The organism is Huintestinicola butyrica (assembly GCF_025567215.1).
Classification (GTDB): Bacteria; Bacillota; Clostridia; order Oscillospirales; family Ruminococcaceae; genus Huintestinicola; species Huintestinicola butyrica.
The window spans coordinates 51,587-64,723 of record NZ_JAOQKB010000009.1 but is presented as its reverse complement, the minus strand read 5'-3'; the positions used below and the strand labels follow the sequence as shown (position 1 = coordinate 64,723).

13 protein-coding genes are annotated in these 13,137 nt (G+C 45.6%); 7 read left to right on the top strand and 6 right to left on the bottom strand.

The genetic code is table 11. The features are described 5' to 3' along the window. Positions 1-164 precede the first annotated feature (164 nt). The 3 genes from OCV68_RS10265 to OCV68_RS10255 all read right to left on the bottom strand — a co-directional run bounded on the left by OCV68_RS10265 (position 165) and on the right by OCV68_RS10255 (position 3,453). Positions 165-1,511 (bottom strand): MATE family efflux transporter, encoded by a 1,347-nt coding sequence (locus tag OCV68_RS10265; protein WP_262572425.1) that lies wholly within the window; start codon positions 1,509-1,511, stop codon positions 165-167. Between the two features lie 158 nt (positions 1,512-1,669). After that, positions 1,670-2,596, bottom strand: coding sequence for a calcium/sodium antiporter (locus tag OCV68_RS10260; protein WP_449555767.1), 927 nt, complete (start codon positions 2,594-2,596; stop codon positions 1,670-1,672). 95 nt (positions 2,597-2,691) lie between these two features. Beyond that, complete coding sequence (locus tag OCV68_RS10255) at positions 2,692-3,453, bottom strand: EFR1 family ferrodoxin (protein ID WP_262572421.1); 762 nt, start codon at positions 3,451-3,453, stop codon at positions 2,692-2,694. Between the two features lie 182 nt (positions 3,454-3,635). Between OCV68_RS10255 and rbr the strand changes: the two genes are divergently transcribed. Then, a complete protein-coding gene (gene rbr / locus OCV68_RS10250) occupies positions 3,636-4,175 on the top strand; it encodes a rubrerythrin (protein WP_262572419.1) in 540 nt (179 codons plus the stop codon). A 60-nt stretch (positions 4,176-4,235) separates the two neighbouring features. On the opposite strand, the gene OCV68_RS10245 is transcribed toward rbr, so the two are convergent. Beyond that, positions 4,236-4,910: a response regulator gene (locus OCV68_RS10245; RefSeq protein ID WP_022474572.1), complete on the bottom strand. Its 675-nt coding sequence runs from the start codon at positions 4,908-4,910 to the stop codon at positions 4,236-4,238. Continuing rightward, positions 4,903-6,528, bottom strand: a complete 1,626-nt coding sequence (locus OCV68_RS10240; protein ID WP_262572416.1) for a sensor histidine kinase — start codon at positions 6,526-6,528, stop codon at positions 4,903-4,905. Before OCV68_RS10240 ends, OCV68_RS10245 begins: the two co-directional genes overlap by 8 nt. A 280-nt stretch (positions 6,529-6,808) precedes the next feature. Here OCV68_RS10240 and OCV68_RS10235 point away from each other — a divergent pair, with 280 nt between their 5' ends. From OCV68_RS10235 to OCV68_RS10215, 5 genes are all read left to right on the top strand, one after another. Next, complete coding sequence (locus OCV68_RS10235; protein WP_022474570.1) at positions 6,809-7,153, top strand: PQ-loop domain-containing transporter; 345 nt, start codon at positions 6,809-6,811, stop codon at positions 7,151-7,153. Positions 7,154-7,189: 36 nt separating this feature from the next. Next, positions 7,190-7,858: an SGNH/GDSL hydrolase family protein gene (locus OCV68_RS10230; RefSeq protein ID WP_262572413.1), complete on the top strand. Its 669-nt coding sequence runs from the start codon at positions 7,190-7,192 to the stop codon at positions 7,856-7,858. A gap of 140 nt (positions 7,859-7,998) precedes the next feature. After that, positions 7,999-8,805: a sugar phosphate isomerase/epimerase family protein gene (locus OCV68_RS10225; protein ID WP_262572411.1), complete on the top strand. Its 807-nt coding sequence runs from the start codon at positions 7,999-8,001 to the stop codon at positions 8,803-8,805. Next, on the top strand, positions 8,805-9,668 hold the full coding sequence (locus OCV68_RS10220) for a hypothetical protein (RefSeq protein WP_262572409.1): 864 nt from the start codon (positions 8,805-8,807) through the stop codon (positions 9,666-9,668). Before OCV68_RS10225 ends, OCV68_RS10220 begins: the two co-directional genes overlap by 1 nt. Continuing rightward, a complete protein-coding gene (locus tag OCV68_RS10215; RefSeq protein WP_262572407.1) occupies positions 9,668-10,375 on the top strand; it encodes a ThuA domain-containing protein in 708 nt (235 codons plus the stop codon). Before OCV68_RS10220 ends, OCV68_RS10215 begins: the two co-directional genes overlap by 1 nt. 63 nt (positions 10,376-10,438) lie before the next feature. Here the strand turns inward: OCV68_RS10215 and OCV68_RS10210 are convergent, their stop codons facing one another. Next, on the bottom strand, positions 10,439-11,308 hold the full coding sequence (locus tag OCV68_RS10210) for an AraC family transcriptional regulator (protein WP_022474565.1): 870 nt from the start codon (positions 11,306-11,308) through the stop codon (positions 10,439-10,441). A gap of 126 nt (positions 11,309-11,434) precedes the next feature. Here OCV68_RS10210 and OCV68_RS10205 point away from each other — a divergent pair, with 126 nt between their 5' ends. Continuing rightward, positions 11,435-13,051, top strand: a complete 1,617-nt coding sequence (locus OCV68_RS10205) for a glycoside hydrolase family 9 protein (RefSeq protein WP_262572405.1) — start codon at positions 11,435-11,437, stop codon at positions 13,049-13,051. The last annotated feature ends 86 nt before the right edge of the window (positions 13,052-13,137 follow it).

Genomic DNA, 13,137 nt, shown 5'->3' with positions numbered 1-13,137 from the left:
TTACAGCAGCGGAGCTGTGGATATCTGCGGAATGCTCATTCCGCTTCTGGCGTTCATGTCCCACCATATAATGGCAATAAAGCACCTTATTCTCAGCAAAAAATCAAAATAAACATAATAAACAGCTGCGGCTCCCATGTTTGTCGCATGGGAGCCGCAGCTGTTTATTCAGCCGATGTATCATCGAGCTTAACGGAATATTTGTAGATAAGTGCGGAAAGAACAGCGGTTATTACCTCGGTTATCCAGAATGCGTGCCATACGCCGTCAGGTCCTGTCAGTCTGCTGAGGATAAACGCCAGAGGCAGGATTATCACGATATACCTGAGCAGTGAGATAAGCAGTGACGGAACACCTTTGCCAAGCCCTTCAAGTGCTCCCGATGCCGCAACGGACACGCTTGAAATTATAAAGCCTATGGATATGACCCGAAGCGCAGTCTCGCCTATCTTTACAGTCTCGGGATTTTCGGTGAAAAGCCCAATAAGCTGCGAGGGAACAGCAAGGCATATTACAGTTCCCAGTGCCATTATAACGGCGCACATGGCAAGGACAACATTATAGATCCGCTTCACACGCTTGTATTCCTTTGCGCCGTAGTTGAAGCCGATAACAGGCCTCATTCCCTGAATAACGCCGTTTGCGGGGAGATAAAGGAAAGTCTGGAGCTTGTAATATATGCCCAGAACCAGCACATAGCTCTGCGAATACACCGCAAGGATAGCATTCAGAGCGGAGATGAGCAGCGAGGGCAGCGCAAGATTAAGGGTAGCGGGAATGCCTACGGAGTACATTCTTCCGATAATATGACCGTCGGGCTTTGGCTGCCTCAGGTCTATTTTTACAGGCATCTGTCTGACACGGTAGGTTATGATGTAGATAGCAAGGGTCAGCAGCTGACCTGCTCCTGTGGCAATGGCGGCACCTCTCATGCCAAGCTTCGGGAAAAATCCGATACCGAAAATAAGCATCGGGTCAAGGATAATATTTGCAATACAGCCGCATAGCATACTTGTCATAGTTACCTTCATCATGCCCACGGACTGAAATATCTTTTCAAGGGAAATTCCAAGCATTATAACGGGTGCAAAGGAAAATGCAATGACAGAGTACTGTATTCCCAGCTCTATGACGCTTTCATCGTCAGTAAACATTCGCAGGAAATATGGCATTGCGATAATGCTTGCCGCCATAAGCACTATTCCGTGAACGGCTGCGAGGATAAGCCCCTGAGAAGCGGCGGTATCCGCTTTCTTGGTGTCTCCCCCGCCGAGAAATATGGAAATAACGGCATTTATTCCTATGCCAAATCCTATAGCTACCGCATTTATGAAATTCTGTATAGGAAACACCAGCGAAAGGGCTGTCATGGCGTTCTCGCCTATCTTTGCCACAAAAAAGCTGTCGATGATATTATACAGGGAATTTACCAGCATTGATATGACCATGGGCAGCGACATGGACAGTATCAGCGGAAAAACAGGCTTTAGCTTCATAAAGTCGTTGTTCATAAAATACTCCTTATCAATAAACATAAAAAAGCCACACAACTGAATCAAGTTGTGTGGCGAAAAGGTGACATTGTCCGGAAAAATCCACTACAGGTTTTACAAATGATATTTTAGCATATTGCCACCTGTTTGTCAATGAATTTTCTGAAAAGTATGTCTTAAAGAGCGTAATTTCGTGCGATGATGTACGCCATATATGCGCCGTAAAGCACTGCCAGCGTAATGCCCTCCGCACGGGACATTTTCTTTCCCGTGATGTACCATACATAGGACACGATGCTTACTCCTACAAGGATAAATCCGTCGATCACAGAATCCTTTGTTACCGATATGGGGGTGATAACGCCTGAAATTCCCAGAATGGCAAGGACATTGAAAATGTTGGAACCTACAACATTTCCCACTGCCATATCGTTCTCGCCCTTGCGTGCGGCGGTTATGGAAGTCACAAGCTCAGGGAGACTGGTTCCCACGGCGCAGATAGTAAGACCTACCAGAGTTTCGCTCATGCCTGCTTTCATTGCAATAAGCTTTGCGTGCTCGACCACAAGATTTCCTCCGAGGACAATTCCCGCAACTCCGCCGATAAGGCTCATGGCGCACACGATGGGAGAAAAATCAGCGGGCACAGCCGTATCATCAGCGTTTGACGCTTCCTTTTTGGCAATTCTCACGGACACTATCATATAAGCTGCAAATGCAATAAGAAATACTGCCGCTTCAAGCCTGCTGAGCGTTCCGTCAAGAAGGAACAGCACAAACACCAGCGCTGCCGCAGCAGCAATGGGATAATCACGCTTTGCAACGCTGTCGTTGGTGGCAATGGGCTTGATAGCGGAGCATATTCCAAGGACAACCATTATATTAAAAAGGTTGGAGCCGATAACATTGCTGACAGCAAGGGAGTTGGAACCTCCGACAGCTGCGGAGATGCTTACCGCCAGCTCAGGTGCGCTTGTACCCATGGCAACAATCGTAAGACCCACGATAAGCGAAGGAATCTTCATTTTTGCCGCCAGAGAGGAGCTTCCGTCAACGAAATAGTCAGCGCCCTTTATAAGCAGGAAAAATCCGCCTATCAGCATGATTATGCTTATGATGACCGACTGGGGCAGTGCAGCAAAATAGCTGAATATTATTGCGACTGCAAGTATTATGGTGTAGATAATGTTCTTTCTGTTCATTTGAAAAGTTCCTTCTTTACATTTGGATTAAGATATTGTCCGTGACTTTCTGTTTTGCTGCCATACTGAACGGCAAACTTAGGGCAGCTGTGGAGACACCGCAGACAGGCTGTGCATTTATCCTTGACCCATACAGGCTTATTGTTCTTCATACTTATCGCCTGCACAGGGCATCTTTTTTCGCACAGACCGCAGCCTATACCGCTGTCTTTCACCCTGAAATGCCTAGTCTGCCGCATACTGTTATAGTATTTATCCGTAAAAAATGTGACTGCATTGGGGCATGACAAGCGCATATGATTGCCCGTGACTTTATTTCTGATATCATCTGTAACCTTAGCAAGTTCTTTTTCCGACTGAGCAAGCCGACTTTCTACCTTTTCCTTATCACTTAGATCAAACCACGGAGTCCATGTATCGGTCATTCTGATGCTAAACCGTGCATTAAGCGTTATGCCATGCTTTTTTAGTATGCGGTCAGCCTGTGCTCCCACTGCTCCGGGAGTTGTGCCGTAGGTTGCGACAACGAAAGCATATTGTCCGCTATAGTTCTCTATGAAAATATTTTCTAAAAACTCACGGACATTTATGGGAAGCTCCCACGCATATGTGGGGGCCACAATGCCAAGCATTTCGTTCTGCATGAGCTGTATTTTTCCGCAGTGCTTTTCTATCGAAACTGCCGTATCTCCCAGATCGTGTGCGATATGCTCAGCCACGTATCTGCAGTTGCCTGTTGCCGAAAAGTATAGTATCAAAATATCACCGCCGTTTTTATACAAAATATGATATAAACATATTTTACCATAGATAGCTGAAAAAATCAATAGGAATTAAAATATGTTGATTATGCACAACCTGCCCTTGACTTTTCACTTCCAATATGTTAAAATAATTCAAAAGCCTATCATTATATTGCTGTTACAAAGGAGAATGTTACATGGATAACAAGTACAAGGGAACCAAGACCGAGCTTAATCTTCAGGCAGCATTTGCAGGTGAATCGCAGGCAAGGAACAAATACACATATTTTGCTTCAAAGGCTAAGAAAGAGGGCTTTGAGCAGATAGCTGCCCTTTTCCTCAAGACTGCTGACAATGAAAAGGAACACGCAAAGATGTGGTTCAAGGAGCTTAACGGCATCGGAAACACTGCCGAAAATCTCAGCGCTGCCGCTGACGGCGAGAACTACGAGTGGACAGATATGTACGAGGAGTTTTCCAAGACCGCCGAGGAAGAGGGCTTTACAGAGCTTGCCGCAAAGTTCAGAGCTGTAGGCGCTATTGAAAAGCATCACGAGGAGCGCTACCGTGCACTGCTTAAAAATGTGGAGACTTCCCAGGTATTTGAAAAGAGCACTGTCAAGGTATGGGAATGCCGCAACTGCGGTCACATCGTTGTTGGAACCAAGGCTCCCGATGTATGTCCCGTATGCAATCACCCTCAGAGCTATTTTGAGATAAGCGAAGAAAACTATTGATAAATACATACAAGCACAAAAAACACGGATACTGCCGCAAATAACAGTATCCGTGTTTTTTTATTTGTTTATCCGATAAAGCATACAAGGTCTGCCGCCTGTTTCATAGTTCATATTGCCCGAGATAGTGCCTTTTTCAAGGAGAAAATTTAAATATCTGCGGACCGTAACTCGTGAAAGCCCCACCTTGTCTGCGATCTCCTCGCCTGTGAAATCCGTATCGGGATTTCGTTCAAGAAAGTTGTGCACCGTTTCAAGGGTCTGATCCTGTATTCCCTTAGGAAGCTGCTCAATGGTCTTTGAGGAACCGCTGTTAAGCATGGCATCAATATGCTGCTGGCTGAACTGCTCCAGATCGTGGAATGCGTCCTGTCTGCTGAGGAATTTTTCCAATGCCTGCTGAAATCTTGCACTTGAAAAGGGCTTGATAAGGTAATCTACAACACCAAGCCTTACCGCTTCCTCAATGGCTGCGCTGTCGTTGGCGGCTGTTACCATTATTACCGCCAGCGGAAGATTTTTCTCCCTTATCCTGCGCAGCACTTCAATGCCCGTGGTCTTTGGCATATACACATCAAGAATAACAAGCTGAACATTGTTTGCCGTCAGGTAAGCCAGCGCCGCATCACCGTCACGACACACGGAGGCTACATGAAAATGCTTGTTTTCGGTCACATACTGCTTGTTTATCATGGCGACCATAGGGTCATCTTCAACTATCACGACCTCATACATTGCTGCCGCCTCCTTCATCTGTAAGTGTTACGGTAAAGGACGTGCCAACGCCCTCCTCCGACTCAACGGAAATGCTTCCGTTATGCTTTTCGATAAGCTGCTTTATAAGGTGAAGCCCGGTTCCCCTGCCGTCACCCTTGGTGGAAAAGCCGTTTTCAAAAATCTTTTCTCTGTTCTCTTCCGATATGCCGTTGCCCGTATCATCAACAGTGATTATCATTGCATGGGGTTTTGTGAAGATGCCAACGGTAAGCTCCTTGGGAAGCTCATTTTTCTCGTTGAGCGAATCCATGGCGTTTTCCGTAAGATTGCCGATAATGGTTATCAGGTCGCCCGACGGCAGAGAGATATCATTGCGTGAAAGCCTGCTGCCGCCCTCCAGCATGAACTTGATATTAAGCTCTGCTGCTCTGGAATACTTGCCGATAAGCAGCGCTGCCACTGACGGGTCATCAATATTTTTCATTATACTATGTATGACAGTCTGCTGGATAGAGGTTATATTGGTTATGTACTCGCAGGCTTCGTTTGTGCGCCCCATCTGGATAAGCCCCAGGATAACATGGAGCTTATTTGTGAAGTCATGGTTGTTTGCCCTCATTGATTCCACAAGGTATTTAACGCCCGAAAGATCCTCCATAAGCTTTGTAAACTCGGTTCGGTCACGGAGAATGCAAAGTCCGCCTGAGGTGCTGTCACCCTCTGTTATGGGCACATAGTCGGCTATGATATCCGAGCCGCTGTCGGAATGAACGGAAAATCCCGATATCTTTTCGCCTGAAGACATTATAGTTCCCGTCATCATTTCGGGTATTGCCCGGGAAATATTCAGCTTATCGTCACTGTCGCCAATGCCGAGCATTTTCTTTGCGGCGCAGTTTATGTAAACCACAGAACCGTCCTTTTCAAAGGCGAGAAGTCCCTCTTCCAGTGATTCAAGCACATTGTCACGCACGGTGAACATAGCGCTGAAAATATCAGGCTCATAGCCCTTGAGGATACGCTTTATCCTATCGGAAAGCTGTCTTGACAACGCTATAGCCAGTGTGATGACCGCAGCCGCACACACTGTATGAAGGATTATTATGCTTATTACTGTTTTTCTGATATTCTGGGTCAGCATTACCGCAAGGACAAATCCCACATAATTTCCGCTGTCGTCATAAATCGCAGCATATGCACGCCTCTGTGCGCCCGAGGGACCTGTATCGGAGGTGACATAGAAAATGTCGCTGTCGGTAAAATCGGGTATCGTACCGTCATAAACAGTGCCGATAAGCTCATGATTTGTGTGGTAGATACGCTTGTTATCCGAGCTTATGACAGAAATGACATCAATATTTGTAAGGGAGCTTTTAAGTGAGTCGAGATAGCTTTCGGTCATATTGCCGTCAATGCTGCCGTCGGTAAGCTTATCACGGATTATTTGTGACTGAGCCACCGCCTGGGCGATATTTTCAAGGTTCTGGTCAAGCCTTGTTCTGTCCGTATATATGCTTACTATTATGCTGATTATTGTAATAAGTACAGTCATCACCGATACAAGTATGAGCAGTGTATCGAGTATCTGCCGCTGTATGGTGCCTGTCCGGGCGCTGCGGCGCTGTCTGCTGTTCATTCATATGACCGCCTTTCAGGTGTATTGTAAATATTATAACACATAAAAACACTTTTGAAAAGGGAATATGCGGATAAAAAGGACTTTTGAAAGTAATGTAAATAAGGCAATTTGCCGAATAATGGCTATATTCCGTGATTTGTGACGATTTTACTTTTTTAAGTAATTTCAGCCGAGGATAAGGAAAATGCGTTGATAACTTACCGATCATTGATTTTTATTCCCATTGGAGTTAGAATAGAGACAACAAAGAAACCAATACCGAAAGGAAAGAAATGAAATGAATACTTTTGCAAGCTTAATGGAAATGATGATGGTCGTATGCTTCGGAATCTCATGGCCCCTTAACATTATCAAGGCATGGAGATCCCGTTCAGCTAAGGGAATAAGCCTTCCCTTCTACTTCTTCATCTGGATCGGATATGTTTTCGCATTCGTCGGCAAGTTTGTTCTTATCGCAGCAAACGCTCCCCAGCCCTGGTACGAAACAGTTCACTGGTATGTAATGTTCTTCTACGTACTTAACATCGCAATGGTAACTACAGGCATCGGCATCTACTTCAGAAACAAGCACCTGGATAAGAAGACCGTTGGCGTAAATAAGCTTGCGGCTGTAACCGAATAAATCTTAACTACAAAATAATCATAGGAGGATACTATTATGGAAAACGCTGTTGGAAAAAGCCTTATGGCACCCCTTGGAACAGGCAGAATTTCTTTTATAAACAGAAAAGCTGAGGCAGCTGAAAAGACAGCTTATATCGCAAAGGTTTACGAAAGAGAAGCTGAAGAATACATGAAGCTCAATGAGCTTGCCGTAAGCAACGGCGTTGTCATGATGGGCTCCACCTTTGCAAAGGATATCCCCGTAGGTGAGCTGAGACAGGCATTTGAGCTTGACTTCAACATCTACAACCGCAGCTTTACCGATCTTTCCGTATTTGATGCAGAACCCGTTCTCATCAACTGCGTTGAGACACTTGCTCCTTCCAAGATCGTTCTCCAGCTTGGTGAGACTGACCTTGAAAGAGGCTTCAAAACAATTCCCGAGATCATTGCAGAATACACAAATGTTGTAAAGGCTCTCAAGAAGAGAAATCGTTTCACAGACATCGTTATCGTTTCCGTATGCGAGACAGGCAACGGCACTCAGCCCGCTGAGTTCAACGCACAGCTGGAAAAGATGGCTAAGAAGCTTGGCTGCAAATACGCAGACATCACCTCCGCTTCTGCTGACCGTATGCCCTGCGTAAAGGCGTTCAGCCTGCTCAAGAGATTTATGCGCAGCCAGCTCACATTTACCGATGCAATGACAATGGTAAATTATTAAGCAACTTTCCCAAACCAATTCCAACTTCCTTCATATATAAAAGCCCTCAGAAAAGAAAGCAGGTTCTGAGGGCTTTTTATTGCTTTTTTACGACAGTTATGCTATAATATCAGTAATTCGGACGTGTAAGGAGCGCTTTTATGAAAAAATCTGTGTTTTATCATCACATGGCAGAGGCTGCCTCTCAGAAAGGCATGGCAATACAGGATATTATCAGGCAGGTACATTCTCTCGGTATCGGCTGGGCAGAGGTTGATCTTGCCGACCTTAAAAGGGATAATTCTATTGCGGATATACTGAAAAATGAGGGCATGGGAATATCATCTATCTACGGATTTTATGATTTTGGCAGCTCACAGAATGGCTCCGCAGGCTTTGAGCACGTTCAGCTTGCAAAAAAGCTCGGCTGTGAAAAAGTAATGATAATTCCGGGCTTTTACGCCTCCGATGACAAGGCACAGAGTGAGAATGAGCGAAAGAAAATGCTTGCCGCTATGAAGCAAATGTGCGAATATGCGCAGTCAGAGGGTATAATTCCCACTATCGAGGATTTTGACGACTGCAAAAGCCCTATTGCAACGGCGGAGCAGATGATGTGGTTTGCAGAACGCATACCTCAGCTGATGATAACCTTTGACACAGGCAATTTTATGTACAGCGGTCAGTCTGAGCTTGATGCCTTTGAACTGCTGAAAGACAGGATAGTCCACGTTCACTGCAAAGACCGTTCACTTATCGAAAAGCCCCAATGCGAAATGAAAATGACCGTTGACGGCAAGGCAATGTATCCTGCTCCCGTGGGCAGCGGCTGCATAAAAATGAAAGAGATAATAGCCTCTCTTGAAGCACGGGGATATGACGGCATTTACACCATTGAGCACTTTGGTGCGGAAGACCAGCTTATGTACATTAAACGATCGGCAGAATTTTTAGATGGAGTGATCTGATGACAAAAAAGAAAAAGGCAGTGGCAATAGTTTTATCCGCTGTGGCAGCTGTTATAGTGCTGACATTGCTGTATGATATGATTTTTCCCAAACTTTATGTCAGGGCAAAATATCCCGATATGACCGTTACAGCTATCGAAAAGGAAAAAGGCTCATGGTCACTTTTCGGCATAAGTGACCCCGAAATGCGTTACCTTTATTACAAAATGTATGACCCGAAAAATGATCTCAGCTTTACGCAGCAGTTCAGCTACAGCATATTTTTGCCCGTTTATTCCGCAGGCGCTGACCAATACGAAGAAACGCTAAGGAAGCATAATATCAGCATAATGGCAGAAGAGGGCTTCAGAGAAATCGCAGATGAATTCTGCTCTGATTACATTTTTATGGATAATCCCTTTAACGGCGAGGATCACACAGGCTATCTGCTTTTTATAAACGAGCGTGACCCAAAGCTCATAAAGGCGCTGGCTGACAGCCTTGACGGATATGTGGAAGATTTTTTCAGAAAGAAGCAATACGATTACATCACTTACAGCATATACATCTGCACGGATGATGAGACTTATGAAAAGCTGAAAGCTGCGTCAACTAAGGGCGATTTTTCCGCAGGCTTTATTGGTCAGGCGCATTTTACCGATATTATCCCCCAAATGCTTGACTGCAAAGCTACTCGCATAACTGCCGCCAATGACGGCTTTTCGGAGCGAATATTTACCGATATGGGGGATAAATCGGACGACGAATATCAACCACCCGAAAGTTTTGACACGGTGATGTTCTGGTACGACAGCGAGCCGAATGCGGCTTACAGCGGTCATTTTTACCTTTTCGGACTTGATTTTAACGGAGGAAATAACTGATGATAAGAGTTACAGTATGGAACGAATATGTTCATGAACGTGAATATGAGGGCATTGCAAAGGTATATCCCAAGGGAATACACGGCTGCATTGCGGATTTTCTCGGTGTGGAGGATGATATCACTGTCACCTGCGCCACCCTTGATATGGAAAATCAGGGAATAAGCGAGGAGCTGCTGAAAAATACCGACGTGCTTATCTGGTGGAGCCACGCCCGTCAGGAGGACATCACAGATGAAAATGTAAAGCTCATACAGAATAATGTGCTTCAGGGCATGGGCTTTATAGGTCTGCACTCCGCCCATTTCAGCAAGCCGATGAAGGCTCTGCTCGGCACCAGCATGACCCTTAAATGGAGAAATGACGACAGCGAAAAGCTGTGGTGCACTGCTCCCTATCACCCTATTGCTCAGGGTATTGACAGCTGCATAGATATCCCCACAGAAGAGATGTACGGCGAGTTTTTCGATATTCCGAAGCCCGATGATGTGGTCTTTACAGGCTGGTTCAAGGGCGGAGAGGTGTTCCGCAGCGGCTGCACCTTTACCCGTGGCATGGGCAAGATATTTTATTTCCAGCCGGGACATGAGGAATATCCCATATACCATATGCCGCAGATACAAAGGATCATCACCAATGCGGTAAGGTGGGCTGCTCCCACGTCAAGGCTCGGTGAACCGCCTCAGTGCGTAAATCAGTTGCTGTGATAATATATAATTCAATATATATAATTCAAAAGGCTTCCGATATCATTTCCGGAAGCCTTTTTGTTATAGTCTTTGTCCGCTGCGAAACTGTTTGGGAGTCAGTCCCGACTTCTGCTTGAATGTTTTTATAAGGTGGCTGCAATCGGAAAAGCCTGTTTCCTGACTTATATAGGTGAGGTCAAAATCGGTAAAGAGCAGAAATTCTCTTGCCTTGATGTATCGCAGCTCCTCCATATATTCCTTGCAGGTCTTGCCGTATATCCGCAGGAATTTCTTGGCAAAATTGGAATAGCTCATACGGCACATATCCGAAATGTCAGTGACCTTTATGCCCTTGCCAAGATTTTCTTCGATATACTCGGTTATGTTGTAGATATCGTAAACGCCGTCGTCCGCAAAGACCTCGCTGTCGATAGTAAATTTGCTTTCCTGCCACAGCCTCAGCACACCCACCAACAGACAGGATATATCCGAGCGGATAATATCGTTATAGCCGTAACGCCGCACCTGCATTTCTTTTATGCAGTTTTCAAATATGCGTGATGCTTCTATTGCTTCGGTCTGGGAATTGTCAAAATATATGCTCATTCCACGCTGCTCCGCAAAGCTGAAAATGCTCCTGAACTTGGGGGCGTAGTCAGCGGTCATATTTATACAATTTATATCAAGCTTGATAACGCCGTATCTCAGATCATCGGGCGAGTCGGAGGATATGGAATGAACGGCTTTGGGGTGAAAAAGTGCCATGTCTCCCCTGCCTGCCGATATGACCGTACTGCCTGAACGCACCTCAGCATGGCCCTCAAATATGTAGATTATCTCCATAAAATAATGCCAGTGGGGCTTTATGGGGAAGCTGCATCTTGAACCGTAATCCATAAAGCATTCTATCGGCGAATTAAGACTGTCGCTTTTTTCATAAAGAGTATTCATGTCATTTCCCCCTGTGATAGATTTTTACAACTTTAAGATGTATATATTATATCATTTCCAAAATTAAAATGCTATACTTTGTAATAAATTTTTTTGAAAGCTTTACGCTTTGGAAAAGAGGTATTTATGAAAAAGGCAGCTATTTTTACAGATCTTATAGGATATGAAACTATCGGCAGGAAAACTGCTGTTTTAACATCTCAAGCACAGGATTTTACACTTAACGATATAAACGGAAACAGCGTGTTTGCAGGAAAAGTGACACATTTCGGCATGGATAAGCTTTCGGGCGATGATGTTTATATCGCTGATTTCTCTGGCTTTGAGGACGAGGGCGAATATTACATCACTGCCGACAATGGTGCTGTTTCCGAGCGTTTTTTCATCGGCAAAAGCGTTCACAGCAAGGTGCTGGACGACATGACTAAGGCATTTTATTATCTTCGCTGCGGCTGCGGACTTGACGAAAAGCATGCAGGAAAGTTCTCTCACGGCAGATGTCACACTGAACCTGCCATGCTCTGGGAAGATCACTCCGTTTCGCTTGACGTAAGCGGCGGCTGGCACGATGCGGGAGATTACGGCAGATATGTTACCGCAGGAGCCTGCGCACTGGCTCACCTGCTTTATGCTTATGAAATGTTTCCACGGACATTTGACAGGCAGAACATCAACATTCCCGAAAGCGGCGGAGTTTTGCCCGATATTCTTGCGGAATGCAAGGTCGAGCTTGACTGGCTGCTCAAAATGCAGAGGGCGGACGGCGCTGTTTACCATAAGGCGACAACGGCACATCACGCAGCCTTCATCATGCCCGAGGAAGATACTGCGCAGATGTATGTGCTCCCCATTTCTTCCATGGCAACCGCCGATCATGCAGCAGTTTGCGCTCTGGCGGCAAGAATTTATAAGAAATTTGAAGAAGAATATTCCGCAAAGCTGCTTTCCGCTGCCGAAAAATCAGCGCAGTGGCTTATAAACAATCCCGATTTTTACTTTGATAATCCCAAGGAATGCAAAACAGGCACATACGGCGAGGACTCGGACAAAGATAACCGTTTCTGGGCGTGGTCGGAGCTTTTTACCGCTACAGGCAATGAAAAATATCATGACCTTATGAAAACGGCGCTGAAGGACAGCTTCCCCATTACAGCTCTGGGCTATGGCTCTGTCGGAGGTCTGGGTGCGCTGGGGTATTTGCTTTACAGCGGCAACAAAGACGCTGCATTGTCCGACACATTCAAAAAAGCCTTTTCCGATGAAGCCCACCGCCTGAAAACTATTGCGGACAGCTGCGGATACGGTGCTGCCATGGACGAAAAAAGCTACTGCTGGGGCAGCAGCATGAACCTGATGAAGCATGCAATGATATTTGCCATTTCCGACAAGATTTGCGGCGAAAGGAAGTTTTACGACTATGCGGCACAGCAGCTCCATGTTCTTTTGGGGCTTAATGCGCTGGGCTTTTCATACGTATCGGGTGAGGGTGAAAACAGCATGAAAAATCCCCATATGCGCCCCACCGCTGCGGACGGCATTGACGAGTGTATCCCCGGACTTGTAAGCGGCGGCCCTAACAGATATCCATCTGATGAAGCTGCTCGAAAGCTTATCAAAAAGGGCACTCCGCCAATGAAGTGCTATGCCGACGATGTGGGAGCGTATTCTCTCAACGAGATAACCATTTACTGGAACTCCCCTGCTGTTTTCACGGCGGCATATATCATTGACAGTGAAGAATAAAAATATAAAAGCTCTGCGATACATAGCGAACGCAGAGCTTTTTTCATAAGTATAATTCTTTTCGTCTAATACTAAGCACCAATTAA